This window comes from Butyricicoccus porcorum (assembly GCF_002157465.1).
Taxonomy (GTDB): domain Bacteria; phylum Bacillota; class Clostridia; order Oscillospirales; family Butyricicoccaceae; genus Butyricicoccus_A; species Butyricicoccus_A porcorum.
In genome coordinates, this window is sequence record NZ_NHOC01000005.1 from 376,179 (window position 1) to 400,939 (window position 24,761).

General features: G+C 56.1%; 24 protein-coding genes. 7 read left to right on the forward strand and 17 right to left on the reverse strand.

Annotation, left to right across the window (positions count from 1 at the left end; all coding sequences use genetic code 11):
• Positions 1–30: 30 nt before the first annotated feature.
• Both CBW42_RS07600 and CBW42_RS07605 read right to left on the reverse strand, forming a co-directional pair.
• Positions 31–1,692: a solute:sodium symporter family transporter gene (locus CBW42_RS07600; RefSeq protein ID WP_087019409.1), complete on the reverse strand. Its 1,662-nt coding sequence runs from the start codon at positions 1,690–1,692 to the stop codon at positions 31–33.
• 581 nt (positions 1,693–2,273) lie between these two features.
• Positions 2,274–3,194, reverse strand: coding sequence for a sugar phosphate isomerase/epimerase family protein (locus CBW42_RS07605; protein ID WP_087019412.1), 921 nt, complete (start codon positions 3,192–3,194; stop codon positions 2,274–2,276).
• Between the two features lie 189 nt (positions 3,195–3,383).
• Between CBW42_RS07605 and CBW42_RS07610 the strand changes: the two genes are divergently transcribed.
• Positions 3,384–4,253 carry a helix-turn-helix domain-containing protein gene (locus CBW42_RS07610; protein WP_087019415.1) on the forward strand — a complete coding sequence of 290 codons (870 nt, stop codon included), beginning with the start codon at positions 3,384–3,386 and terminating at the stop codon, positions 4,251–4,253.
• 83 nt (positions 4,254–4,336) lie between these two features.
• Here CBW42_RS07610 and CBW42_RS07615 read toward each other — a convergent pair whose 3' ends face one another.
• Complete coding sequence (locus CBW42_RS07615; protein ID WP_165761101.1) at positions 4,337–5,347, reverse strand: Gfo/Idh/MocA family protein; 1,011 nt, start codon at positions 5,345–5,347, stop codon at positions 4,337–4,339.
• 158 nt (positions 5,348–5,505) lie between these two features.
• On the reverse strand, positions 5,506–6,369 hold the full coding sequence (locus CBW42_RS07620; protein WP_087019419.1) for an AraC family transcriptional regulator: 864 nt from the start codon (positions 6,367–6,369) through the stop codon (positions 5,506–5,508).
• 182 nt (positions 6,370–6,551) lie between these two features.
• Between CBW42_RS07620 and CBW42_RS07625 the strand changes: the two genes are divergently transcribed.
• From CBW42_RS07625 to CBW42_RS07640, 4 genes are read left to right on the forward strand one after another with little or no spacing between them, the layout of a single operon-like run.
• Positions 6,552–7,568, forward strand: coding sequence for an ABC transporter ATP-binding protein (locus CBW42_RS07625; protein WP_087019422.1), 1,017 nt, complete (start codon positions 6,552–6,554; stop codon positions 7,566–7,568).
• Complete coding sequence (locus CBW42_RS07630; RefSeq protein WP_087019425.1) at positions 7,565–8,269, forward strand: ABC transporter permease; 705 nt, start codon at positions 7,565–7,567, stop codon at positions 8,267–8,269. The genes CBW42_RS07625 and CBW42_RS07630 overlap by 4 nt, the downstream gene beginning before the upstream one ends.
• A 14-nt stretch (positions 8,270–8,283) precedes the next feature.
• On the forward strand, positions 8,284–9,786 hold the full coding sequence (locus CBW42_RS07635) for a GldG family protein (RefSeq protein WP_087019428.1): 1,503 nt from the start codon (positions 8,284–8,286) through the stop codon (positions 9,784–9,786).
• Positions 9,783–11,186 carry a DUF4340 domain-containing protein gene (locus tag CBW42_RS07640; RefSeq protein ID WP_087019431.1) on the forward strand — a complete coding sequence of 468 codons (1,404 nt, stop codon included), beginning with the start codon at positions 9,783–9,785 and terminating at the stop codon, positions 11,184–11,186. The genes CBW42_RS07635 and CBW42_RS07640 overlap by 4 nt, the downstream gene beginning before the upstream one ends.
• 87 nt (positions 11,187–11,273) lie before the next feature.
• Here CBW42_RS07640 and CBW42_RS07645 read toward each other — a convergent pair whose 3' ends face one another.
• The 10 genes from CBW42_RS07645 to CBW42_RS07690 form a co-directional block, all read right to left on the reverse strand.
• Positions 11,274–12,236, reverse strand: coding sequence for a carbohydrate kinase family protein (locus tag CBW42_RS07645; RefSeq protein ID WP_087019433.1), 963 nt, complete (start codon positions 12,234–12,236; stop codon positions 11,274–11,276).
• A gap of 13 nt (positions 12,237–12,249) precedes the next feature.
• Positions 12,250–13,683 (reverse strand): glycoside hydrolase family 32 protein, encoded by a 1,434-nt coding sequence (locus CBW42_RS07650; RefSeq protein ID WP_087019436.1) that lies wholly within the window; start codon positions 13,681–13,683, stop codon positions 12,250–12,252.
• Between the two features lie 22 nt (positions 13,684–13,705).
• A complete protein-coding gene (locus CBW42_RS07655; RefSeq protein WP_087019439.1) occupies positions 13,706–15,610 on the reverse strand; it encodes a PTS beta-glucoside transporter subunit IIBCA in 1,905 nt (634 codons plus the stop codon).
• 207 nt (positions 15,611–15,817) lie between these two features.
• On the reverse strand, positions 15,818–16,798 hold the full coding sequence (locus tag CBW42_RS07660; RefSeq protein ID WP_087019442.1) for a LacI family DNA-binding transcriptional regulator: 981 nt from the start codon (positions 16,796–16,798) through the stop codon (positions 15,818–15,820).
• 33 nt (positions 16,799–16,831) lie between these two features.
• Entirely contained in the window at positions 16,832–17,146 is a 315-nt protein-coding gene (locus CBW42_RS07665) for a hypothetical protein (protein ID WP_087019446.1), read from the reverse strand.
• Positions 17,147–17,299: 153 nt separating this feature from the next.
• On the reverse strand, positions 17,300–17,716 hold the full coding sequence (locus CBW42_RS07670; protein WP_087019449.1) for a YbjN domain-containing protein: 417 nt from the start codon (positions 17,714–17,716) through the stop codon (positions 17,300–17,302).
• 39 nt (positions 17,717–17,755) lie between these two features.
• The gene (locus tag CBW42_RS07675; RefSeq protein WP_087019452.1) at positions 17,756–19,144 is read right to left on the reverse strand and encodes an RsmB/NOP family class I SAM-dependent RNA methyltransferase; all 1,389 of its coding nucleotides are present in this window, start codon (positions 19,142–19,144) and stop codon (positions 17,756–17,758) included.
• A gap of 7 nt (positions 19,145–19,151) precedes the next feature.
• A complete protein-coding gene (locus CBW42_RS07680; RefSeq protein WP_087019455.1) occupies positions 19,152–19,349 on the reverse strand; it encodes a hypothetical protein in 198 nt (65 codons plus the stop codon).
• 4 nt (positions 19,350–19,353) lie between these two features.
• Positions 19,354–20,400: a phosphodiester glycosidase family protein gene (locus CBW42_RS07685; protein ID WP_087019459.1), complete on the reverse strand. Its 1,047-nt coding sequence runs from the start codon at positions 20,398–20,400 to the stop codon at positions 19,354–19,356.
• The gene (locus CBW42_RS07690) at positions 20,397–20,753 is read right to left on the reverse strand and encodes a winged helix-turn-helix domain-containing protein (RefSeq protein WP_087019462.1); all 357 of its coding nucleotides are present in this window, start codon (positions 20,751–20,753) and stop codon (positions 20,397–20,399) included. The genes CBW42_RS07685 and CBW42_RS07690 overlap by 4 nt, the downstream gene beginning before the upstream one ends.
• A 344-nt stretch (positions 20,754–21,097) precedes the next feature.
• Here CBW42_RS07690 and CBW42_RS07695 point away from each other — a divergent pair, with 344 nt between their 5' ends.
• Both CBW42_RS07695 and CBW42_RS14820 read left to right on the forward strand, forming a co-directional pair.
• On the forward strand, positions 21,098–21,781 hold the full coding sequence (locus CBW42_RS07695) for a virulence protein (protein WP_087019465.1): 684 nt from the start codon (positions 21,098–21,100) through the stop codon (positions 21,779–21,781).
• Between the two features lie 67 nt (positions 21,782–21,848).
• Positions 21,849–21,995 carry a DUF4314 domain-containing protein gene (locus CBW42_RS14820; protein WP_087019467.1) on the forward strand — a complete coding sequence of 49 codons (147 nt, stop codon included), beginning with the start codon at positions 21,849–21,851 and terminating at the stop codon, positions 21,993–21,995.
• Between the two features lie 73 nt (positions 21,996–22,068).
• Here CBW42_RS14820 and CBW42_RS07705 read toward each other — a convergent pair whose 3' ends face one another.
• The 3 genes from CBW42_RS07705 to CBW42_RS07715 all read right to left on the reverse strand — a co-directional run bounded on the left by CBW42_RS07705 (position 22,069) and on the right by CBW42_RS07715 (position 24,756).
• Positions 22,069–22,482: a hypothetical protein gene (locus CBW42_RS07705; RefSeq protein WP_087019470.1), complete on the reverse strand. Its 414-nt coding sequence runs from the start codon at positions 22,480–22,482 to the stop codon at positions 22,069–22,071.
• A gap of 5 nt (positions 22,483–22,487) precedes the next feature.
• Positions 22,488–23,711: a recombinase family protein gene (locus CBW42_RS07710; RefSeq protein ID WP_087019473.1), complete on the reverse strand. Its 1,224-nt coding sequence runs from the start codon at positions 23,709–23,711 to the stop codon at positions 22,488–22,490.
• Between the two features lie 193 nt (positions 23,712–23,904).
• Positions 23,905–24,756, reverse strand: a complete 852-nt coding sequence (locus CBW42_RS07715; RefSeq protein WP_087019476.1) for a GIY-YIG nuclease family protein — start codon at positions 24,754–24,756, stop codon at positions 23,905–23,907.
• Positions 24,757–24,761 lie beyond the last annotated feature (5 nt).

Below are 24,761 nucleotides of genomic sequence, written 5' to 3' on the forward strand. Positions count from 1 at the left end.
TCCTGTTCCGGAATTTCACAGGATGCGGCGTTACATTACTGTGTAAGTAACAAAGCCCTTTGCTGCTACGCCGATCGGCGAGAAGATGATGTAGGCAATTACCATGACAATCAGGGAAATTGCTGCAACAACCTTGCCATACTTCCACGGCGTCAGATCAACCGCGCTGTGGTTCTCGAGAACGAAGTCGGTCTCACGCGGATGAACCTTGATGACGATGGCAACGATAATCATATCGATGACAAACAGAACTGCGGTGAAATACAGGTAATGTACATTTGCCAGTGCCGCAATGTGGTTGCGTGCCCAGAACTGCAGGAAGCAGTACAGGACAACATGAATCGGAATGATGACCTTCGGCAGAAGTGCGTCCGCCTTCTTGGACAGGAAGCCGACAGCCAGGCAGACGAAAATCGGCGTATTAAACGCTGCGAATGCAGAGTTTACGAAGGACGTGATGCCGCCCATGTACAGCATGAACGGAGACAGGACAATTGCAAATACGGTCAGAACCGTACCGAATCTCTGGCCAACCTTGACGCAGTGTGCATCCGAGCAGGTCGGGTTGAAGATCGGGCGATGGATATCCAGCGCATAGATCGTGGATGCGGAGTTCAGAACCGAGTTGAAGGACGACAGAATCGCACCGAACATAACCGCTGCGAAGAAGCCGAGCAGCCAAGTCGGCATGACGTCGTTGACAATCATTGCATACGCAACATCGCCGTTATTGGTCCAGACCTTCTCGCCGTACAGGAAGTACGCGATGATGCCCGGGAATACGATAATCAGCGGGGTGCAGATCTTCATGAAGGATGCAAAGATTGCGCCCTTCTGCGCTTCCTTCAGGTTCTTCGCACCGAAGGTACGCTGAATGATCGACTGGTTGGTAGACCAGTAATACAGGTTATTGATAACCATGCCGGTGAACAGAAGCGGCCACGGCAGGTACGGTTCGTTCAGGTTTGCCGGGTTCCATACGTTCAGGCGAACCGGGTCAAGGGTCAGGAACTGATGCAGGCCTTCGGAAAAACCGCCGCCATACATGTTGCCCAGCTTGATCAGGCCGAAGACCGGAACCATCAGGCCGCCAATAATCAGGCCGATGCCGTTGATCGAGTCAGACAGTGCAACCGCGTGCAGGCCGCCGAACAGGGCATAGCATGCGCCGACAACTGCGATGATTGCGCCGAGGATTGCCAGGCACCAGAACTTGTTCAGTCCGGTGAGCCCCTCAACGTTAAAGATTTCCACGAATACCTGTGCACCAGCGTACAGGATATTCGGCAGCATGATAACGACATACGAAAACAATACGATGAGCGAAACCAGACGGCGTGCGAACTTGTCGTAGCGGGTCTCGAAGAACTCCGGAACGGTCGTCAGACCGGTCTTCAGGTAACGCGGCATCAGTACGAATGCAAGGAAGGTCAGTGCGATTGCAGAGGTAACCTCCCAGCCCATGGTGGACATGCCAACACGTGCGGACTGTCCGTTATTGCCAACAAGCTGTTCTGCCGACAGGTTTGTCATCAGCAGTGAGCCGGCAATAACAATGCCAATCAGACTGTGGCCTGCCAGATAATAGCCATCCTGCGTGTCCAGCTTATCGCCTCTCGTCTTCCACCACGAGATAACGGCAACCAGAACAGTAAACGCAAGGAATTCCACGGCAGTGATAAGTAAATCCATTGCTCAACTTCTCCTTTTTTCACTTGTGTGCTCTCTCCAAGACAAACTGCCTCCCATGATGTTCCGGATCATCACATTTGGCAATGCCGACCAGGGCTCCAACAATTCCCCAGCCAATGTCTATCCTGTATTATAACAGACGTCTTTACTTGTTTTCAAGATTGGAAAAGCCCTATAGATTGAGAAAAATTTCACCAACAGTTGTGCAATATTTACAAAAAATTCGCCACATTTATGAATTGTAAATATTTTATTACTAACTAAAACTAGGTTAAAAACGAAAAAAGTGCCGCATTCTCCTGAAAATGCAGCACTTTCTCCATCATACAACAACAAAAGGGATAGTATAATTTTTAACAAGAATGAACGCCGAACGGCGGCTCCTGAATTCCGCCGGGATCAGACATGGCAGCCTGCCATGTGTGTCCAATCACCTCGTCGTCTATACATCCTGCCAAACATAAGGATATCACATTTGTTACAGAAACGCAAGTGCAAGTTTGATTTTCGCCCGGATGCGAGAAAAAGCCGCCGGTCAAATGACCGGCGACCTGTGCAGTTTCTTCTCTTCTTTTCGGGGATTACTTGCCCAGCAGCTCTCTCTCGAGGATTTCACGAGCTTCCGGAGCCTGCTTGTCCATCTTCTCCGGGAAACCGAAGTAAGATACACATGCGATGTTGTCGCCGCCTACCTTCGGAGCGTCCGGCTTCAGCTGCTTGTTTGCGAAGTCCATCTCGCGCAGGGTCTCGAAGATGCCCTGGAAGTCGACCTCGCCTTCGCCCATAGCGGTGTGCTGATGGATGGTAACGTCAGCTGCGCCGCGCTGGTTCAGCCAAGGCGGATTGAGGATGTAACGGCAGTCCTTGGTCTGGTTGTAGGTATCCGCAAACAGAACGTGGGTCAGCTCGTCGCCAGCGTACTTCAGCATATGGCGGACATCGCCCTTGCCCTGATCGTAGAAGAAGCCATGGGATGCGGAGTAAACGTAGCCCAGGTTCTTGGAACGGAAGGACTTAACCAGATCGCAAGCCTCGTCGTTCAGCTCACAGAAGTCATACGGATGGGACTGAACCTCAACACGCAGGCCTTCGCGCTCGATGATCGGAAGGAGTTCTTCCATGGAGCGGAACCACATGCCGTTGCAGATCTCCTGCTGGTTCGGGTCGCCGGAGAACTCGGTATTGATAACCGGAACGCCCATGTTGACAGCGATCTCGATGATCTTCTTCCAGTTTGCAACAGCGTGCTGGCGCTGCTCCTCGGTCGGGCCGCTCCAGCGATATACGACGATGAACGAAGAAATCTCAACGCCAGTTTCCTTGAGTGCCTGACGGTACTCAGCCTCTGCCTCCTTGGAGAACAGCGGGTGCTTGTAGAACGGGTTGATGCGCGGATGCGGGGACTGCTCGATGTACTTGTAGCCCCAGTCTGCTACCTTGTGCACCATGTCATTGATGCTCATCTGCTTGGCGAGTACGTCAACGTCAAATGCAATTTTCATTGATAGTATCCTCCTTACTTGTCGTGTTGTCCGCCTTTCGGCGGTCTCCCTTGATGCTTCTATTATATCTGCCTGTGCAGCATCTGCCAATGATAGTATTTGCCGAATAACTGCGATATTCTGCTGTCTTACCTCTTGCAATTGCGGCGCATGCCTGCTACGATAAATAACAGAAAGGATGTGAACAAAATGCTGATTCCGGAAGCCGGCGTACACCAGACCTCCGAGCGATACTATTTTACGCCGTCCGCGCTGGCACATGAGCTGTTTTATTATCCGACGCGCTGCGGGCATTATTTCTGCAACAGCGCATACTCCTTCGGGTGCCAGTCGGAAATCGCACTCCAGGGCGACCACAATCTGAATATCATGCTGTTTGCCGTGCAGGACGGCGCGATGGAGTTGGATCTGGGCGGGAAGCCCACGCTCGCCGCGTCCGGGCAGATCGTGCTGTTCGACTGCCGCGAGCCGTACTGCTACCACGGTACAGACGGACTGGAATTTATCTGGCTGCTGTTTAACGGGCTGAATGCGCACGATTTTTACCGCCGCATTCTTCAGGTGCACGGCGACCGGCACGTGTTTGCGCCGACGTCATACTCAGAAATCCTGCTTGCGCTGGATTCCCTGCTCAGCGGGTGCGCCTCCGGCGACCGCCTGAGCGAAGCCGCCTGTTCCCAGCTGCTGCACCGCATCCTGTGCCAGCTGCTGCTGGAGGACACGGGCACCGTGCGCGATACGGACAGCTGCATCACGCAGGCGATCCGCTACATGAACGAACACCTGTTTGAACAGCTGAGCGTGGCGATGGTCGCAGAGGCGGTCAGCCTCAGCCCCTCGCACTTCTCCCGCCAGTTCAAGCGGCACACCGGCTACTCGCCGTATGAATACATCGTACTGCGCCGACTGGACAAGGCAAAATACATGCTGACCTCCACGACGCTGACCGTCAAGGAAATCGCCTACCATATCGGCTACAACAGCGAGGAAAATTTTATCCACAGCTTCCAGAAAAACGTGGGGATTTCCCCCAGCCTGTTCCGAAAATACCCGATTTAATACCCCAAACGCAAAAAGCCGCCGGCGAACAGCCGACGGCTTTTGATCTGCTTAAGGGAAAAATCTGTTTTCGCTGTGGCAAATTATTTTTTATAAAATTCCGGGACAACGCCGATGTCAATCGGAACGACCTCGCCGGTCTGCTGGCTGGCAACCAGTGCGTCGGCGGTCAGGTTGGCGACAAAGCCATCCCATGCGCTCGGCCCGTTCATCTCGCCCTTGCGGGTGGAATTGATCCATTCCTGAATTTCGGTGTCATACGCCTCGATGAAGCGCTTCTTCCAGTCGTGACCGATCGGGGTGGTCAGGCCGCCCGACTTGCGGTAGGTCGGCACTGCGGGGGACGGCAGGTCGATGACGCCTTCCTCGCAGACGATCTGACAGTTGATGTCATAACCGAAGCGGCAGTTGACGAAGACCTCGACCATGGCGATCAGGCCGGAACGGCACTTGAGGAACATCAGCTGCGGATCCTTCAGATCCGGATGCGTATGCTTGGTCTGGCGCGGCATCATGATCTGTGCAGACTCGTATTCATCGCCGACGAGCCAGTGCAGCACGTCGATTTCATGGATAGCAGTGTCATAGACTGCCATCGGGGTGTCGTAATTGGTGCCGACCTCCGGGTTCCAGTGGGTGCACTTGAGGTACAGCGGTGCGCCGAACTCGCCGGATTCCAGCATTTCCTTTACCTGACGGTAGCCCTTGTCATAGCGGCGCATAAAGCCGACCTGAATGAGGTGCTTTCCGCCCGCGATCTCCGCCTCGACGATGTCCATCGAGTCCTCCGCGGTGGTGGTCAGCGGCTTCTCACAGAAAACCGGCTTGCCGATCTCAATCGCCTGCATGACAGTTTCCTTATGGGCAAATCCCGGGGTGGTGCAGATGATCGCATCTACATCGGGGTCATTGACCAGATCCGCGCTGTTGTTGTACACAGTTGCACCGATGGGATCACCCACCTTATGTGCGCCTTCGACAAAAACGTCGGATACAGCAACGACCTTACCGCCGGAAAGCTTATTGGTAATGCGGTCAATGTGTTCACGGCCGATCGCGCCGCATCCCACAACGCCGATTCGTAACAGTTCCATTGGTTTAGCCTCCATGTCTCTTCAGTGTCCTTTGCCGGGTGTTATCTGATAGAACCCAACATTCTCCGATAGTATGATTATACGGATTTTGCAGGCACTTTGCAATACAGAATCCCACGATTTCCAAAATTCTCCGTCATATTACACAAATTTACCCATCAATTCCTATGTCCGGTGCGTCCCTGTACAACTTTTCGGTAGTCTCTTGGGGTCATTCCAACGGTTCTGCGGAACAACTCTGTGAAATAATTATAGTTGCTGTAGCCGCACTGTGCCGCCACATGCCGGATGGTCTGGTCGGTGGAGGCGAGCAGTGTCTGTGCGCGCGCCATGCGGCGGCGGATGATGTACTGCACGGGCGAACAGCCCGCGCTCTCCGCAAACACGCGGTCGAGATGGTACTTGCTCACGCCCATCACCTGTGCGATCCCGTCGAGCGTCAGCGGTTCGAGATAATGGCGGTCGAGGTACATGCGTGTGCGCACGCCCAGCTCATAATGTGCCTGCTCCGCCTGCTCGGCGGCGGTGCGGTGAATGCGCAGCGCGACGGTCACGACCGCCGCAGACAGATAGCTGCAAACCTCCTCACTCGCCGTGCTCGGGTCGAGTGCCGCCTTTTCCAGCACGGAGAGCAGCGTATCCAGCGCCGCACTGCCTCCGCCCGCGTGCACAACCGGCTGGTCAGAGTGCGCGATAAAGCTGTTTTCCTCCATACCGCGGCACATCAGCCGCGCAAATCCACAGGAAACGCCGGTCATCGGCTCCTCTCCGACCGAGTGGTAGCTGTGCGGCTCGCCTGCGCCGCACAGGACAAAATCCCCGGCGGAAAGGGTCTCCTGCCGTCCGTCCACGTTGACGACTCCCTTTCCGGTGCGCACCAGCATCAGCTCCGCGTAGCCCGGATGGGAATGCATCTCCTGCCCCGCCGCATTCAGCTCCAGCGGGCAGATATAAATGAGTACCGGCAGGCGGTTGTCCTCAAAACTGCCGCCCGTCATGCCCTGTGCAATAAAATCCTGCATGGCTGCCTTCCCCTTTCTTCGACATTCTGACAGTATTATACTATATTTCCTGCACCGGACACAACAAACGCCGAATACTGTTCACAAAACAATCACACAGCAATGATAAAATGAGGACAATATAGGGCGACAGCTTCTGCTCTTCCCTGTTTTTTATCTATTATCCCCTCAGGAGGCCTTTTATGATACAAGTGAACGGGCTCACCCGTCGGTACGGCGATATCGCCGCGGTTTCCGATCTCTCGTTCTCCGTCGCGGAGGGCGAAATCATCGGATTCCTCGGTCCGAACGGCGCGGGAAAAACCACAACCATGAACATGATAACCGGCTGCCTGCGCGCAACAGCCGGTACCGTGACGGTAGACGGCGCGGACATCGAGACCGATGCCGACCGCGCGCGCAAAATTATCGGCTACCTGCCGGAAAATCCGCCGTTGTATCCCGACATGACGGTGGACGAATATCTCGAATTTGTCTACAGGCTGAAAAAATGCCGGCTGCCGCAAAAGGAGCATCTGGACAGCGTTTATGATATGGCAGGACTGTCCGATGTGCGCGGGCGGCTGATCCGCAACCTGTCCAAGGGCTACCGCCAGCGCGTCGGACTGGCACAGGCGCTCATCGGTGACCCAAAGGTGCTGATCCTCGACGAACCGACCGTCGGCCTTGACCCGCGCCAGATTATCGAGATCCGCGAGGTCATCCGCAGTCTCGGACAAAAACACACCGTCATTCTGTCCAGTCATATCCTGCCGGAGGTGCAGGAAGTGTGCGACCGCATCCTCGTCATCGACCACGGCAGAATTGTCGCGGACGGCACGCCCGCCGAGCTGAGTGAGCGCGTCGAGGGCGCGGAACAGCTGAACATGACCATCGAGGGCGAGCCCGCCACCGTGCTCGGCGTGCTGCGCGCAGTACCGGGCGTTTCCGAAGCCGTTGTCACGGCGGAGGACGGCATGAAATCCATTTACCGCATCACGGCAGAGCCGGGTGCGGACATCCGCCGTGCCGTGTTTGACGCGCTCAGCCAGCATCAGCTCGCCATCCTGTCCATGCAGCAGGTCGAGCTGAGCCTGGAAGACATCTTCCTCGAGCTGACCGGCGCGGAGCCCGCGCCGGAGGAAGCGCCGGCACCTGCGGACGAAGCACCGAAGAAAAAACGCCGTCTGTTCGGCAGAAAGCGGGGTGAGGACAAGTGAATGCCATCCGTAAGCGCGATTTACAGGGATTTTTCCGTTCCCCGCTGGGATATGTCTACATCGGCGCGTTCCTTGCGATTATGAACCTGTACTTTTTCGCCATCTGTGTGCTGTCCTCCTCAAGCGATATGGGCAGCGTCTTTTCCAACATGCTCATCGTATTTCTGTTCCTCATGCCGATCCTGACCATGCGGCTGTTCAGCGAGGAATACAAGCAGGGGACTGACCGCCTGCTGCTGACCGCGCCGGTCAGCGTGTGGGAAATTGTCTTCGGCAAATTCCTCGCCGCTGTCAGTGTCCTGCTCGTCGCACTCGCGTGCACACTGCCGTGGATTGTCATCGTCGCAATCTTCGGAACACCCGCCTGGGCGAGCATCCTCGGCTGCTATATCGCCGTGCTGTGCGCCGCAGCCGTCTTTGTCGCCATGGGCATGTTCCTCTCCAGCCTGACCGAGAGCCAGCTGATTGCCGCCGTGCTGTCATTTGCGCTGTTCCTCGGGCTGTATGTCGCGGATATGCTGAGCTATTCGCTGGACAGCAGCAGCCTGCCCGGCATGCTGCTCAGCTGGCTGTCCATTTTCACCCGCTATGATTCCTTTATGTCCGGTCAGTTCTCGTTTGGAAACCTGATCTACTTCCTCTCGCTCACCGGGCTATTCCTGTACCTGACCGCCCGCGTGCTTGAGCGGCGCAGGCTTTGAGGAGGTGTGACCCGATGAAACGATTTCACAAAAAAAATAAGGCGCCCAAGGCGCCGGTATCGCCCGAGCAGAAGGCACAGAAGCGCAAACGGTTGCGCCGCGTGTCGGTTTCCGCCGCAGGACTCGCATTTGCACTCGCAGCCGTCATCCTGCTCAACCTCGTGTGCACCAATCTGACCGACCGCTTCGACCTGACGCTCGACCTGACGGCAAACCAGCTGTATGAAATCACCGATGACACCAAAACCATGCTCGAGAGCATGGAGGACACCGTGGATATCACCATTCTGGCCGCAGAAGACGATTTCCGCAACGACAGCTATTATGGCAAGGTATACACGCTGCTGAACAAATACGTCAATCTGGCAGGCGATAACATAACCGTCGAATATATTGACCCATACACCAACCCGAATGTGGTCAGCCGCTACAGCGACCTCGCCGCGACCATTCAGGCGGGCAGCGTCATTGTCTCCTGCGGTGACCACACGCGCGTCCTCAACGACTCGGATTTTTATACGACCGAATCCAGCTCATCGTACAGCGGCTATTCCACCGTCACCGGTTTCCAGGGTGAGCAGGCGCTGACCTCCGCCATCACCGCCGTGACGAGCGACCAGACGCCGGTTGCCTATCTTTTACAGGGGCACAACGAGAGCGTTTCCACAGCCTTTACTTCCATGCTGACAAATGCAGGCTTTACGGTAAGCCTGCTCAACCTGACCGAGGAGAAAGAAATCCCGGATGATGCGTCCATTGTGGTCATCAGCCTGCCACAGGCCGACCTGACCGAGACAGAGGCCGATCTCATCGACGCCTTTGTCAAGGGCGGCGGCGATTTGATGGTATTTGACGGCACATTGTCCCCGACCTCTCTGCCGGTGCTGTATTCCTACCTGAAGGAATGGGGCGCAGATGTCCAGGCGGACATGGTGCTCGACGCGGATTACAACATCAATGAAGAACCGGATATCCTCGCGCAGCTGACCGATTCCGACGTCAACAGCGCGCTGGACAGCAAGACCGACATGGTACTCGTCACACCGAACGCAAAGTCGATCACGGCGAAGCTGGACAGCTCCGTGACCGACCGCACGATTGAAACACTGATGGAGAGCCGTGACACCGCATATGCCAAGGTTCTCACCGACGAGACCGAATATGACAGTTATGCCAAGGCGGACGGCGATACCGACGGCCCGTTTGCGCTCGCAACGCTGTCCACCTATACCGGCAACGACGACGGCGGACAGGTGTTTGTCTGCTCCGCCGCACTGATGATGACGGATGACCTGATGAGTGCCTCCAGCCTGCTCAACCGGTCGTTCCTGAGCAATGTTGTCAGTGAAATGCAGCCGGATCTCGATGTCGTCACCATCGCTGCCAAAAGCCTGAGCGCAGAGCCGCTGATTGCCGGCACGACGGCACAGTTTGTCATTTTCCTGCTGCTCGCCCTGTTCCCGCTCGCCCTGTTCGGCGCGGGCATCGCGGTCTTTTTCCGCCGGAGGAAGCTATGACAAAGAATACCAAACGCCTTTTGTTCGGCGTCATCGCAGTCGCCGTGCTCGGCGGCACCTATGCCGCGCTGCTGCTCCATCCCGCGGAGGAAGAGGCAGACAGCGTCCCGTCGGAAGAGCTGGTGTCGATGGACACCGCCGATCTCGCCAGCGTGCAGGTCACGCTGCGCGACGGCAGCAGCTTTACCATGACAACCTCCTCTGACGACAGCGGCACCTCCTATACGATGTCCGGTGCGTCGGAGGATGACTACAGCGAATCGCTCATGCAGGGACTGATGGATGCCGCCTGTGATATCTCCGCCCGCCCGATCGAAGAAACCTGTTCTGATCCGGAAAAATACGGCTTGTCGGCAGAAGATGACACCAATACGCTCGTCATCACGGACACGGATGGCACGGCGGTCACGCTGACCATCGGCCTGTCCGGTGAATTGGGCACCTATTGCTCCACAAACGGCGGAACGGCGGTCTACCTGCTGGACAGCGATACCGCGGAGACGCTCACACAGGCACAGTCCTATTACCGCAATCTGACCGTGCTCGGCGGCTATTACAGCCTGTCGGACGAGCTGAAATCGCTGACCATCGATCATATGGACGACGGCACGACGGTCACGCTCTCCGCCCGCGATACCTCTGATATGGACAGCGATGTGGCACAGGCATATTCCAAATATGTGTTCACCGCGCCGCTGTCCTGTGACGCGGATGACGACGAACTGAGCACCGGGCTGCTGTCCGGTTTGCAGTCCGGTCTCACAGCACAGTCGATTGTGGAGGACAATCCGTCTGATCTCAGCAGATACGGTCTGGATGACCCCACTCGCATTGAACTTGCCGCAAGCAGTCTTGACGCGGCAATCCTCATCGGCGATGAAACCGATGACGGGGGCATCTATGTCATGAAGGAAGGCGGCAAGACCGTCTATCTGTGTACCGCGTCGGATTATTCCTTCCTCGAGGAGGACTGGAACGACTGGCGCTCCACCAATCTGCTGCCGTGCGCGCTGTCCGAGGTGGACAAAATCACCGTCACGCAGGGCGATGAAACACACACCGTCGACATCACGCATGTGGAAGCCGACGAAAATGAATCCGATGACGCGGATGATGATACCGCGACGCTGGACGGTGCGGATATGACGGACGATGCGCTCGAACAATTCTTCCTCGCCATCACCTCGGTCAACTACACCCGCCTGATCGATGACCCGCAGGATGCAGCTGCATCCGCAACAGTCACGCTGACCATGAACGACGGTTCTACGCGTTCGCTCGCTTTTACCAAGGGCGGCTCACGCGAATACCTCGTCAGCGTGGACGGCGGCGCCTATGCCTATGGCGTGCCGCAGGACGATCTGACCAGTATTCTCGACGCATTGACCACCGGCGCATAAACCTCTCTCACAACACAGCAAAAGCCGCACAGGACGTTGCCCGTCCTGTGCGGCTTGGTTTTTTTAGAGAGAGAATGAATCGTTGTTTTACTTGGCGTACCGGCGTTCAAATTCGTCCATCGACGCCATGACAGCGCCCTTGTGCGCGACAGTCATCGCGGCATATTTTGCGGAAAAGTCGAGGTATTCGCCCAGCGTTTCCTCAGACAGTGCGGTGAGGTCATTCAGCTCGACCTTGTCGCGCACCAGCTGGAACAGGAACGAGCCGGCGAACGAATCGCCCGCGCCGGTTGTATCCACCACCTGCGCCTCCAGCGCCGGGCGGTGTGCCTCGGCGTGCGGCGTATAGACCGATGAGCCGTCCCCGCCCTTTGTGATGAGCAGCAGGCGGCAGCTGCCTGCGAACAGCTGCTCTGCCGCTTCGCGTTCATCGCGGCAGCCGGTGACAAATTCCAGCTCATCATCCGACAGCTTGACAATGTTTGCATACGGCAGAAAGGCACGGATTGCCTCACGACACGCCGCCGGGGAATCCCACAGCGGCAGGCGCACATTCGGGTCAAAGCTGACAATCATACCCGCCTGTTGTGCCAGCTCAATCGCACGGCGGTGCGCTTCGCGCACCGGCCAGTCGACCAGGTCAACCGAGCAGAAATGCAGCACGGCACAGTCCGCCATCATTTCCGGCACAATCTGCTCCGGAGAGAGGAACAGGTCTGCGCTCGGATTGCGGAAAAAGGAAAATTCACGGTTGCCTGTCGCATCGAGCGACACAAATGCCAGACCGGTGTTGGCGCGCTTTGTCTTGTAAACATAGTGCGTATCCACGCCGTTTGCGCGCAGCACATCGATGATATGCTCGCCAAATGCGTCCTCGCCGACCTGTGAGATCATCACACCGCTGCCGCCCAGGCGGCTCACCGCCGTCACCACATTGGCAGGCGCGCCGCCCGCCACACGTTCAAAATGCGTGACCTCCCGCAAGGCACAGCCCTTCTGCTGCGGGACAAAATCAATCAGCAGTTCCCCGATTGCCGCCACTCGTCTCATCGTAACGTCCTCCTTATTCCGCCATATATGCCAGCTCCATGGCATCCATATCGTAAAGCTCCGCTTCACCCTGTCCGCCGATGCGCAGGGAAACTGGGCCGGACGGGTAATAGCGTGTTGTCATGACCTGCTCGCCGCCGCCCACAAACAGCTCCAGCGAGGAGGTATCCGCGAGAATGCGCAGCTCGGAGAGGTGGTCCACCTCTGCCACGCGCTGTGTCCGCCCGCTGCCGCTTGTTTCGGTCAGCGTCAGTGTCAGCAGCCCATGGCCGTATTCCACCGCCGCCGCATCCCCCAGCATCAGGTGCAGGCTTTCCCCGCGGTTGTGAATGCGGATATCCGCACCCGCCGCCAGCTCACACTGTGCCACGCCGTCAAACGACAGCGTGCGGCGGCTGCGATGCAGGGCATCCAGTTCGCGCACCGGATTTGCGGTCAGGCAGGTGCCTGTCCAGTGCAGCTCACGCGGCACGCTCATGCCGTGCTGCCAGCCGTTTTCCGCCGCCGTCGGATTGGTGTAATCCGCGTCCGGCATGCCCATCCAGCCGATGGCAATGCGGCGGCCATCCGGCGCTTCAAACGTCTGCGGCGCGTAATAATCAAAGCCGGTGTCCCATTCGATGTATTCGCCGAGCGTGTATTCGCCGCGAAAATCGCCGTACAGTGGGAAATAGCCGCAGGAATAGACGTTCTGGTATTTGTTGCCCTCGCGGGTCACGCCCTGCGGTGACATCGCAACAATATACTGCCCGTCCACGCAGAACAGGTCGGGGCATTCCCACATGTAGCCGAACACCTCCGGCGTCGTGATGGTGTTGATATGCTTCCAGTGCAGCCTGTCCGCCGATTCATATACAAGGATTTCGCCGCGGTCGCACTTTGTCCGCGCGCCGAGCACCATATAATACATCCCGTCCTGCTTCCACACCTTCGGGTCGCGCACATGACAGGTCAGGTCATCCGGATAATCCTTATTTTCCATCAAAAGCTGTTTGGTGTCAACCTGTACGCCGTCCCGCGAGATGGCGAGCGCGAGATTGTGCCCGCGACCCGTGTTGATATAGTCGTAATCGCCTGCGTACTTGACGTTGCCGGTGTAGTACAAATACAGTGCGTCATCCTCTGCCAGCGCGGAGCCGGAATAGACACCGTGAATGTCCCAGGTCTGGTCAGGGCACATCGCGACCGGCTGCTGCGTCCAATGCAACAGATCCGGGCTGCTCCAGTGACCCCAGAACTTGACGCCGCCGTTCGGGTCAAACGGGCCGTACTGATAGAATACATGATAGCTGCCGCGATACCAGCACAGACCGTTCGGATCATTCATCCAGCCGGTGGGCGGCATGAGGTGAAAGCGCAGGCGGCGCGGGTCAGCGTCCACCTTTGCCCGGTCCTCCGCTTCGATGCGGGGAACCAGGCGGGTCAGATCTCGATGCAGTGCATTCATAGAAACTCCTCAGACTCCTCACTTATCGTTTGACCGTCATCAGGCAATCCATTGCGCGGATATCGCCCAGATTGCCGGTGACATCGGCATACTCCTCCGAATTGGTGACGATTACCGGTGTAACCGTCCGGTAACCCGCCTTGCGGATTGCCGGAATGTCAAATTCCATCAGCAGGTCGCCGGCGTTTACATGCTGGCCCTCCTGCACATGCGGGGTGTAGTGCTGACCGTTCAGCTGAACGGTGTCGATGCCGATGTGGATGAGCAGCTCCAGGCCGTTGTCGCATTCCAGACCGACCGCATGACCCATCAGTGTGGACACAGTGCCGGCGCACGGTGCGACTGCTCTGCCCTCCGCCGGGTCTACGGCGAAGCCCCTGCCGAGCACTTCGGCGGCAAAGGTCTCGTCTCCGGTGTCCGCGAGAGAGACCGCTTTGCCGGTCAGCGGGGAAGCAACCGTGATGTCACCGGTCTGCGGGGCAGCCTTGCTCTCTGCTGCTTTGATTTCCGGCTGTGTCTGCGGTTCCGGTGCGCCGTTTGCGGTCTCCGGCTCCGTGTCCTTGTAGCCGAACAGCCAGGTCAGGACGAACGCAACACCTGCCGAAATGAGGAACATCAGGATATACTTGACCGGTGCGTTGAGGCACAGCAGGATGCCGAAGATGCCGGTGACGCCGGTGCCGGTCGCACCCAGTCCGGTGATAGAGGCAAACATGGCGCCGCAGCCGCCGCCGATGCAGGCGCAGACAAACGGACGGAAAAACCGCATGTTGACGCCGAAGATTGCCGGTTCCGTGATTCCCATAAAGGCGGACAGCGAGGACGGCAGTGCCATCGACTTCAGCTTGCCGTTGCGCGTCTTGAGTGCAACAGCCAGTGCGGCAGCGCCCTGTGCGATGTTCGCGGCGGAAGCCAGCGGCAGCCAGTAGGTATAGCCGAACTCCTGAAGCTGTCCGAGGTCGATGATGGTGTACATGTGATGAATGCCGGTGACAACGGTCGGCGCATACAGTGCGCCCATGACCAGAGAGCCAATACCGAACGGAAGGGAAATCAGTGCCTGAATGCCGGAGATAATGCCGGTTTCAACGACGTTGAAGACCGGGCCGATGATCGTGAGGGTGAGGAAGCCGGTGACAAAAACAGAAACCAGCGGGGTGATGAACAGGTCGAGCATCGCCGGCACACGCTTGTGCAGCCACGTTTCAATTTTTGCCATGACAAAGACCGCGATGATGACCGAAATGACATGACCCTGGTAGCCGACCATCGGCACCTGCCACAGGCCAAAGACATCGAGATAATTTTCCACGCCGCCGCTCATCGTCCATGCGTTTTGCAGGTTCGGATGCACCATAATCATACCGATGACCGCACCGAGGAACGGATTTCCGCCAAACACCTTTGCGCCGGAGAAGCCGATGAGCACCGGCAGGAAGACATAGGCGGTATTGGAGAACAGATTGGCGAGCACAAACAGCGTGCTCTCGTTGGACAGGTTGAGGTAGCCGTTGTTGATGAGGAAGTTGAGCGACTCCATGATACCCATCAGGAAGCCGGATGCGACGATCGCCGGAATGATCGGTACAAAGATATCGCCGAGTGTCTTGACGAAGCGCTGAAGCGGATTGCCCTTCTGTGCGGCGGCCGCCTTGACATCCTCCTTGCTGGCGGCCTGTACGCCCGCCTGTGCGATGAATTCATCATAGACCTTGTTGACGACGCCGGTGCCGAAGATGATCTGCAACTGACCGGACGCTTCAAATACGCCCTTGACGCCCTCTACATCCTCCAGTGCTTTTTTGCTGCACTTGCTGTTGTCCGCAATGACGAGGCGCAGGCGCGTCGCGCAGTGCGCTGCGGATACCAGATTCTCTTTTCCGCCGATTTGTGCCAATACGCCGGCGGCCGCTTTTCCGTAATTCATACGATTCTCCTTCTGATTTACCCGTGATGTCTGTGATTCTTTTATGAAATCGATTTCATTTGATGTTTCATATTATAAACTCGTCCGCCCGAAAAAGAAAGGGCAATATGTTACAAAAAAATTGCATTTTTTGCAGCATATTGCCCGGTTGTCTCGGATTTATTCTATGCTCTTTGTGTTTTCACTATGAAATTGATTTCATATATATTACAGTGAATCCTGCCGGATGATTTCATATCCCAGCTTGAGCTGTTTTTTCATGTCGATGCCGCTTTCCAGAATTTGCAGCAGCATCTTTGCCGCTTCCGCACCGCCGTCCTCATAGAACAGGTGCACCGTGGTCAGGCGGGGTGAAACGATTTCCGTCATGCGCGAATGACCGACGCCGACAATCGCCACATCCTCCGGGATGCGCTTGCCGACGCCCTTGATGTACTGCATTGCGCCGACCGCGAGCGTATCCGTCGCGCAGAACACCGCGTCCACCTTCGGCGCGCGTTCAAACAGCTGCTGTGCGGCGGCGTTGCCGTCCTCCAGCGTGAAGCCGGTGACAATCATGTGCTCGTCCGCAATTTCAATGCCGCGCTCTCTGAGTGCCTCCAGAAACCCTGCACGCCGCGCCGCGCCGACCGCGCGGTCGCGGTTGGTCACGCCGATGTAGCCGACATGCTTCCGACCGGAATCGAGCAGCTCGCGCGTAATCTCCCGCGCCGCATCGTGGTCGTTGTTGTACACGCACGACAGATAATCCACCTGCTGGCTGAGTACAACGACCGGAACCGGATAATTCTGCAAAATCTGGCGATGGCGCGGGGTCAGCAATGTGCCGAGAAAAATAACGCCCTCGACCTGTCCCTGCTGGAACAGCTCCAGATAGCGCAGTTCTTTTTCCACATTGTTTTCCGTGTTGGCGAGCAGAATGCCGAACCCCCGGTCACCCAGCGCGGAGGAAATGCCCGCGACCATCCCGCCAATGCTCTCCGAATTGATTTTTGGCAGGATGACACCGACCAGCCTGCTCTTCCCGGTGCGCAGAATCTGCGCCTGCCGGGAGGGAACATAGCCGGTTGCATCAATCACCGTCTGAATTTTCCGTTTTTTCTCCTCACTCACATAGCCGTGGTTGAGATATCTGGACACGCATGCCTTGGATACGCCCGCCAGCTTTGCAATTTCCGCAATGGTCATAATCTTTGTTATCCTCTTCTGTTTCCGGGGCTGTCACAGTCCTGCCAGCCACATAAGCTCGGCTTCATTCGGCTGGTACACCGTTTGCCTGTCGCGCCCGACAAATACCGTCGTGCCGCCCAGCATACCGTACCACATGCCGTCGTTCATCTGCCCGGAAAACAGGATGCTCTCTTCTATCTTCACTGTGCGCTGTCCGGTTTTGTCCTCCAGCACAACACTGCCATATACGGGGCCTTTCTCCGGTGCGCCCTCGCAGCCGAAGTCCGGCTCTTCAATATATAACAGCCGTCCCTTCGGGCGGAAGATCGATCCATTTACATCAAACGGTTCCCATTTGTTTGCCATATCCTTATCCTCCTCCTGCGTCTCTGGTTGATATGTTTATTATACCAAGATTAGATGCGGTTTCAAAGTGCAAATTTTGCGGCAAAAGACCCTTCTTGTCATGTACACCGGATACATCCACCGAAACATTTCTCCCGGACTTCGCCGCGTTTCTTACTTCAGCACGCCGTCAATTTTTGCCTGCACTTCATCCAGCACGCTGAATGCGCGGCGCAGCATCTCCCAGCACACGCGCGCAGCGGTGCCGGGTGTAATCACGGCATCCATGGCGGCGGCAACCTCGCTGTCACTGTCGATATAAAACCGCAGCCATGCGTATGCCTCATTGATCTCGTTGAGTGTGCGCAGCATCGGGCGCACCCGATCCTTCGGCACCTTGCCGAGCTGGAAAATACGGATGCGAAATTCTGTTCCGTCCGCGCCGAACACCATGACGACATTGTACAGGCTGCCGTCATTGCCTGCCAGCTCGACCGCGACATAATGGCTGCCGTCCGGCTGTGGGTTTTCCATATATTTGATATCATGGCGCTGTAAGCGCTCGATAAATGCTTCTGCCGACTGATTCATGCCTGTATTTCCTCCTGTTTTCCGTTGCAATGATACGGTTTATCTGCCCACCCAGCGCAGTCCTCTGGGATAATGGTTTTTCATGATGCCGCCCGCGCATTTGCCCCATCCCAGGACAAATCCGTCTGCGGCAACTGCTGTCCAGCCCTTTTCCCCGTCCCACGGGAAGGTTTCTCCCCGCAGGTATTGTTCCACGCGCGGGTCATCCGCGGGCAGGTCGCATACGCGGTAAAATGCCGCCGGCGGCAGCGCATGGGCGAGTGCGTGCGACGGCTCAAAGCGATTTTTGCGCAGCGTACCCAGTTCCACGCCGCACGCGCGGACGCGCAACTCATCCACTTCCTGCATGCGCGGGTCGGTCAGCAAATACAGCCGGTCTTTCCGCTGCCGGACACAGCCGTTCGGCAGCTCTCTGACATGCTCCAGCACAGGCTGTATCATGCGTTCATATGCCTCCTGCTCCTTTTTCGTGCGCGCAGCCGGGAAAGTAACTTCCGGTTGTTCCGCAGGCGCGCCGGTTTTGCGCAAAACAGCGGCAAAATGCCCTTCGCCATCCAGCTGATGCGGCCAGAGCCGGAATGCCGCCGCGACCGATGGATTGCCGTTTTCTGCCCAGTCCGGGCGCGCGGGTGCGAACAGTATCGGCGGGTCGGCCACCTGCACCATTTCAAAATCGGGATGCCGTTCGAGGAACCGCGACAGCGTGCCTTCGTCCTCCTCCGGCGCGAACGTACAGGTCGAATAGACCAGTATCCCACCGCCGCGCAGCATGTCCGCCGCACAGTCGAGAATCCCCGCCTGTCGTTCCGCACAGAAAGCCGGAAGCTCCGGCGTCCATTCGTCCTGCGCCGGGTTGCCATCCTTGCGGAACATGCCCTCACCGGAGCACGGCGCATCTACGACAATTTTATCAAAAAATCCGGGAAAGTACTGCGCGAGCCGTTCCGGAGTCTCATTGAGCACCACACAATTGGGAATCCCCATGCGCTCGACGCTCTGCGCGAGCACCGCCGCGCGCGAGGTATTGATTTCATTTGCCACGAGCAGACCCGCGCCGCGCATGCGTCCCGCCAGATGGGTGGTTTTCCCGCCCGGTGCGGCACACAGATCGAGCACGGTTTCTCCCGGCTGTGCATCCGCCAGCGCGCCGACCGCCATTGCGGACGGCTCCTGAATATAATATGCCCCCGCTTCATAATACGGATGCCGTCCGGGGCGTTCGGTCTCCGGATAGAAAAATCCTTCTTCTGCCCACGGCACCGGTGTAAGAGAAAACGGTGCATGTCCGGCAAACGCCGCCGGAGAAATTTTTAAGGGATTGACGCGCAGTCCGCGCGCCTGCGGGCGCGCCAGCGCATCCTGAAAGGCGGGGTATTCATCCCCTAGCAGGCGCTGCATGCGCTGTTCAAATTCGATTGGCAGTGCCATAGATGTGTTACTCCTTCCGCTGGTAATAGATGGTCAACATTCCCGTCGCAATCGCGCACAGCAGCAGCACCAGCATCAGTACCTTGGGCACGCTGCCGGTCAGAAACTGCATCATGGGGTTAAAATAATCCAGAATCCACAGCACGACAAACGCGATGGACAGCACAATCGTCGCGTGCGGGAGCAGAGCTTTGATGTATTTCATCCGTTCATTCCTCCTCTGCGGCGAGATAAATGCAGTCACTGATTTCACGGCCCATGCCAATCGGATGGTTGATCCAGTCGCCGTCATAATACATGACCGCCGATTTGCCGCCATCCAGATTATAGGCGGTCTGGCAGCCCTCCTCCTGCATGAGAGCGGCGAGCTGCGACATGGTCACGCCGGCGGAATAGCCGTCCTGTCTGCCGTCCACCAGCACAAACAGGTAATGCCCGGGTGCGATATAGCCGATGGCACAGCGCGGGTTTACCTTATTTAGATATTCTGTCGAGTGAAACGAGTCGAGAATTTCGCCGCTGTCCAGCAGCGCGGGGCCGAATGTCCACGTCTGCCAGGCGCCGTCCTGTATCGCCTGTTCTGCATCGAACTGTGATGCGCTGTAGGTTTTCATCGTGCCATCGAGATACAGCACGCAGACATCCGAGGTTCCCGGATCACTGTTATACAGCGTGCCGTTGCGGATGACACAGGTGCGGCTGCTCTCGCCGTAGGAATCACCGGAAATCGCAAGCAGGGCGTTGTTGTCGCGCGCCATTTTGTCCACATAATCGCGGATATTGCGCCCATAGGTGGACTGGGCAAAGGCAGTTTGGATGCAGCGCGTGGAGGTCACATAGAGATCCGCCGTAAAATACACCAGCGGCTCGCCGTTGATCGTACACGAAACCTGTTCGATTGTGAATTCAGCGGTTTTTCCCGCATATTCCTGCACGGTTTTACGCGTTTTCTCCGCCGCGTGGAACGCGTCAATTTCACTCTGGTCTGCCGCCAGTGACGAGGTATCCGCATGGCTCCAGTCATTGGTGCTGGCCGGTGGAATGCCGAGTGCGCCGTCCGCGGACTCGCCGCTGCCCTCCTGTGACGGCAGCGTGAATTGCTGCTGTGATGCAATGTCCGTGCTGCTGTCCTCATCCTGTATGACGGCGCTGCCCTGCGGCAGAATATACGTCACCAGCAGCACAGCGCCCACGCAGACAGCCGCCGCCGCGAGGTCGAGCAGTGCCAGCGCCCAGACCGGAAGTTTTTTCTTCATTCGTCCCGCTCCTCCATATCGCCAAAAAATTCGTCATACAACCGGTCAGACTGTTGCTGGACCGCATGTACAAAGGCATCATACCGCTGTAAGAAAGCTTTTCCCTCCGGTGTCAGTGCTGCATTGCCGCCGCCGCTGCCGCCCGCCTCTCGGCTGAGCAGCGCAAAACCCAGATCGTCCTCCGCGCGGTTGAGGATTTTCCACGCCTTGGAATATGCCATGCCCATATCGCGGCAGGCGGCGCGGATCGAGCCGCGGTTTTCGACGCCGTGCAGCAGCTCCGCCACGCCGGGGCCGAAAAATTTCTGGTCACGGAACAACCGCAGGCGCAGGTCATATCGCAATGGTTCCATTGCCCATCTCTCCTTTGCATGATACGTATGGGTTTTATTATACCATGCCTGCATGCAAAATGTCTGTACTTTTGGTGAACAGAATCGGGCAGCAAAAAGCCTCCCTCCATTTGAGGGTGCAACTTAGGGATTTTCAGAAAACGAGAATTTTTGAGTGACACCTTCAGATAGTGGGCCAAAACGGAATAGCGACCATGCAAGAGTAGAAATGCTCCTGCATGGTCGTTTTCTTTATGCACAAATCCTGCTGCTAATGTTTGTCAGTATTATGCCTCCGAATTGACTTGCTATAGTGCCGCCGTAGAGCGAATATGTACCTACCAAATATCAAGGAGGTACACACTATGGAATTCAACTACAATGTCACCGGAGAGCGCAGAAAGGCACTGGTCACCACCATTTCCGAGGTTCTCGGTATGAAGGCTGTTTACAAGGGAATGCCCACCGCCGCATACGCAATCGACAACCTCACCGTTACCAAGGAAGGTACCCTGATTGCTGATGAGCGCACTGACGAGGCCACCCTGAACAAGGTGCTTGCAACACTGGCAGATGCCGGATTCACCACCGAGGCCCCGGATGGCGCTGACGCAGAGGAACCGACCGGGCTGGTCATTTCCATGCCGATGGACGGTTTCAGCGAGGCCGCAATAGACAATCTCCGCAAGCTGGTGGATAGCAAGGCCACCCTCATCAGGAAGGCGCTGGCGGTCGAGGCCCTGCCCATCGAAGTGAACGATGACCGGGTTTCCTTCCCTTGGTTCAGCGAGATGCCGGAGTCAGAAGATACACAGGCTTACATGGCGCTCATCACGGCACTGTGCGAGATGGCCAAAAATCAGAAGCGAGTGACCGCTATCGACAAGGCTCCCGCCAACGAGAAATATGCCTTCCGGTGTTTCCTGCTGCGCCTCGGCTTTATCGGTGATGAGTACAAAACCGCTCGGAAAATCCTGCTCCGCAATCTGACGGGCAACACTGCATTCCGCAATGGTCGGCCTGCTAAGGAGGAACTTCCATGCGAGTGATTTTACCAGCAGCCCTCCATGCCCTCCGAGCCAGTATACTCCCGGTACACGGGTGGAGCTGCTCCAAATGGAGGACACACAGGCCCCACCGATAGGCACCAAGGGAACGGTCATCGGCATTGATGACACAGGCTCCCTGATGGTGCATTGGGACAACGGCTCCGAACTGAATGTTCTCTACGGTATCGACCGCTGCCGGATTATCACCGAATAAGCCAAAGGCCACACTGATTGGATGTTCCTTTCAGCGTGGCCCCGGTCGTTTAAGGCCTATTCAGTAGAGTGGATTATTCCTTGGAAACACGGAATGCGGATTCCACAGCGGTGGTCATGTCATAGTACATCACACGATTCTCCGCATCGAATTCGCCGCTGACCTTGTAGCGCTTCTTCGGGTCGAAGTTCGGGATGAAAGCCACCAGCACCTCACGCAGATTCTTGTTGCCGACACTGAGGGTGGTGGTCTGTTCGCTCTTGGCCTTGGAGAAAGCAGTAGCCTTCGTCTCATTGCTCTTGCAGACACGGACAGCAAAGACCTTGTTAGCGGCATCGGTGCAATACTGCACATTGGCCGGGTAGCCCAAGTCCTCCAGAACACGCTTGCTGAAGGTGACCGCATTCTGATTGATGAACAGGTCAGGGGTAGCGTTGGTGGTGATGTCGATAACCTCAAGGTTGATGTTCGCAAAATTGATAGCCATAGTAATTACATCCTTTCTTCGGGCATTTCGCCCATTTCGTTTATAGTGTTGATAATATTCAGAAATTGCTCCCGTTCGTCCTTCGTCCATTCCATATCCAGCAGAAAATAACCACGCAGCACACCGGATTTGACTTTTGCTACAGTGAATTTCTTCTTCATGGCCTCAATCGGGGTGCTGCGTTTTCCGAATTTACCGGATGCAATGAGTTCCTGAACACGGTTCCATTTTTCTCTGTCGATGATTGCCGGGTGGTTATTTTCCCAGAACCACTGCGGCAGAATGTCCTTGTTCTTGACAGTTTTATGGGAGAGGTAGTCCTTGGAGTAGGTTTTCTGGTACAGAACATCACCCACATATTTCTCGTTGCGGAGAATGCTGCGGATGGTGCTTTGGCCCCAGCGCTCCATACCCTTCGGTGACCGGATTCCCTGTTGGGTGAGCGAATCCGCAATCTCCTGCGGCGATGCACCCTCAAGGAATGTGTCGTAAATGTAGTGTACGATTTCGGCCTCGGCAGGCTCGATTTTTACCCGGCCTGAGTAATCCCGATAATATCCGATGGTGTTTTTGACCGAGAATTTATACAGCCCCTCCTGCATCCGGTAGCGTATGCCCTCCTTGATGGCGATGCTTTTCTGCTGGCTCTCCAGTTCGGCCAGCGCCGACAGGATGGAGATGACCAGCTTGTTTTTGCCATCGCTGGTGAATATGCCCTCGGATTCAAAATTCACGGCCACGGGTGGATTGAGGTCACTGAGTTCCCGTAATGTGGTGAGGATATCCACGATATTGCGTCCGAAGCGGCTGATGCTCTTGGTCAGAATTAGGTCGATTTTGCCAGCCTTGGCATCCTCAATCATTTCCTGAAAGCCTTTCCGCTTGTCCACTGAGGTGCCGCTGATGCCTTCATCCGTGTATATCTTGACCATCTCATAATTGGGATTGTTCTCAATTTCGGATGTGAAGTGCTGCACCTGCATCTCAAAGCTGCCAGCCTGTGCGTCCTCCTGTGTACTGACACGGCAGTACGCCGCCACACGCACCTTGGCAGCTTCTTGAAAAACATACTCTTTGCGCTCCGGCATGATGACACGGCCTTTGCGCTCACCGCTGCGATTCTGGGCGATGGTCTCCTTGATTAGTTTCTTTTCCAGTTCCCGGCGGCTGGTACCCTCATTTTTATGACGGGCCTGCTCAATGCGCTCTGCATCTAACTTTTTTGCCATTTAGCTATCCACCATGTTCATACGATGAAACACATTCATAAAGAACGCCTCCTTTCCCTAAATTTTGATGTGCTTGCATTGGCCTCACCTCCTTTCAGCCACAGACGCAAAAAAACCCGGTACAGTGGAACATCCGCCATAGCGGTATTCGTTGCTGTACCGAGGTTTCGCTCAATTATTCAAACAAAAAGCCTTATTTATTTACATCCTTCAACGGAGTGCCATCTTTCAGCACCCACATATCATTTCCGCTGACACTCGACCCGCTGACAAAAGATGCAGCAGAGGAAGGGCTTGGAAACAGGATGTCCTCCGTAGTTGTCCAATCTGCAATGTGTGCAGAGTGCTTTTCACGCATATTGATTGTAAACTGCGGACAGCTATTGACTGTTGTCGGGGAAATCTGACTGCCTTTCAGCAGTACAATACCCTCGCTGGTGATGATAGCCTTGGCATCAAATTTGTTGCTCTTGAAATGGAAGGTTTTTGTATCCGAGGCCAATTCTGCCGGAGAGACCAGCGGCTCGAAAACCTTATACCCCATTACACCAGTGATGAGAACTGCATAATCGATGAATTCATCCATCTCGGCTTCTTTCTCTTCAGTCAGATTCCCGATGGACGGCTCGTTGCCATTTTTCACGATATAGCGTTTGGCATCCTTCGCCATCTTACAGAATTTGTTCTCCAGATAGCAGACCTCTGTGGGGCCAAGGGCATCATTGGTAGTAGTGAACATGACGGCATCTGTCCAGAAATCGATGCTATCGTGCGGCTCGTTGATTCTGTTGGAAAGGCCCTCACCATTCTTGCGAACGACCGCCTGTCCGATGTAAATAACATCATCACCGTTTCTATCGCTGCCAAAGAGCATATATACGCCGCTTTGCTTCATGTGCGGCATATCCTTGCACTGAGGGAAATAGGAACGAGGGATTTTGTATCCAACACCAGTCCAGTTGAGGAGACTGCATTTGAAGCGACCTGCCGGGTCTCCATCCATCAGGAAGAGGTTAATATTCTTTTTGGTTCCAGAAATGCTCATTTGTG

What these genes read in the sequence shown, in the direction of transcription:
- CBW42_RS07675 (WP_087019452.1), bottom strand. Translation starts at nt 19,144, where the DNA reads ATGGCACTGCCAATCGAATTTGAACAGCGCATGCAGCGCCTGCTAGGG.
- CBW42_RS07715 (WP_087019476.1), bottom strand. Translation starts at nt 24,756, where the DNA reads ATGAGCATTTCTGGAACCAAAAAGAATATTAACCTCTTCCTGATGGAT.
- CBW42_RS07645 (WP_087019433.1), bottom strand. Translation starts at nt 12,236, where the DNA reads ATGAGACGAGTGGCGGCAATCGGGGAACTGCTGATTGATTTTGTCCCG.
- CBW42_RS07690 (WP_087019462.1), bottom strand. Translation starts at nt 20,753, where the DNA reads ATGGAACCATTGCGATATGACCTGCGCCTGCGGTTGTTCCGTGACCAG.
- CBW42_RS07640 (WP_087019431.1), top strand. Translation starts at nt 9,783, where the DNA reads ATGACAAAGAATACCAAACGCCTTTTGTTCGGCGTCATCGCAGTCGCC.
- CBW42_RS07600 (WP_087019409.1), bottom strand. Translation starts at nt 1,692, where the DNA reads ATGGATTTACTTATCACTGCCGTGGAATTCCTTGCGTTTACTGTTCTG.
- CBW42_RS07710 (WP_087019473.1), bottom strand. Translation starts at nt 23,711, where the DNA reads ATGGCAAAAAAGTTAGATGCAGAGCGCATTGAGCAGGCCCGTCATAAA.
- CBW42_RS07620 (WP_087019419.1), bottom strand. Translation starts at nt 6,369, where the DNA reads ATGCAGGATTTTATTGCACAGGGCATGACGGGCGGCAGTTTTGAGGAC.
- CBW42_RS07680 (WP_087019455.1), bottom strand. Translation starts at nt 19,349, where the DNA reads ATGAAATACATCAAAGCTCTGCTCCCGCACGCGACGATTGTGCTGTCC.
- CBW42_RS07685 (WP_087019459.1), bottom strand. Translation starts at nt 20,400, where the DNA reads ATGAAGAAAAAACTTCCGGTCTGGGCGCTGGCACTGCTCGACCTCGCG.
- CBW42_RS07615 (WP_165761101.1), bottom strand. Translation starts at nt 5,347, where the DNA reads ATGGAACTGTTACGAATCGGCGTTGTGGGATGCGGCGCGATCGGCCGT.
- CBW42_RS07650 (WP_087019436.1), bottom strand. Translation starts at nt 13,683, where the DNA reads ATGAATGCACTGCATCGAGATCTGACCCGCCTGGTTCCCCGCATCGAA.
- CBW42_RS07670 (WP_087019449.1), bottom strand. Translation starts at nt 17,716, where the DNA reads ATGAATCAGTCGGCAGAAGCATTTATCGAGCGCTTACAGCGCCATGAT.
- CBW42_RS07705 (WP_087019470.1), bottom strand. Translation starts at nt 22,482, where the DNA reads ATGGCTATCAATTTTGCGAACATCAACCTTGAGGTTATCGACATCACC.
- CBW42_RS07655 (WP_087019439.1), bottom strand. Translation starts at nt 15,610, where the DNA reads ATGAATTACGGAAAAGCGGCCGCCGGCGTATTGGCACAAATCGGCGGA.
- CBW42_RS07695 (WP_087019465.1), top strand. Translation starts at nt 21,098, where the DNA reads ATGGAATTCAACTACAATGTCACCGGAGAGCGCAGAAAGGCACTGGTC.
- CBW42_RS14820 (WP_087019467.1), top strand. Translation starts at nt 21,849, where the DNA reads ATGGAGGACACACAGGCCCCACCGATAGGCACCAAGGGAACGGTCATC.
- CBW42_RS07635 (WP_087019428.1), top strand. Translation starts at nt 8,284, where the DNA reads ATGAAACGATTTCACAAAAAAAATAAGGCGCCCAAGGCGCCGGTATCG.
- CBW42_RS07625 (WP_087019422.1), top strand. Translation starts at nt 6,552, where the DNA reads ATGATACAAGTGAACGGGCTCACCCGTCGGTACGGCGATATCGCCGCG.
- CBW42_RS07605 (WP_087019412.1), bottom strand. Translation starts at nt 3,194, where the DNA reads ATGAAAATTGCATTTGACGTTGACGTACTCGCCAAGCAGATGAGCATC.
- CBW42_RS07665 (WP_087019446.1), bottom strand. Translation starts at nt 17,146, where the DNA reads ATGGCAAACAAATGGGAACCGTTTGATGTAAATGGATCGATCTTCCGC.
- CBW42_RS07660 (WP_087019442.1), bottom strand. Translation starts at nt 16,798, where the DNA reads ATGACCATTGCGGAAATTGCAAAGCTGGCGGGCGTATCCAAGGCATGC.
- CBW42_RS07610 (WP_087019415.1), top strand. Translation starts at nt 3,384, where the DNA reads ATGCTGATTCCGGAAGCCGGCGTACACCAGACCTCCGAGCGATACTAT.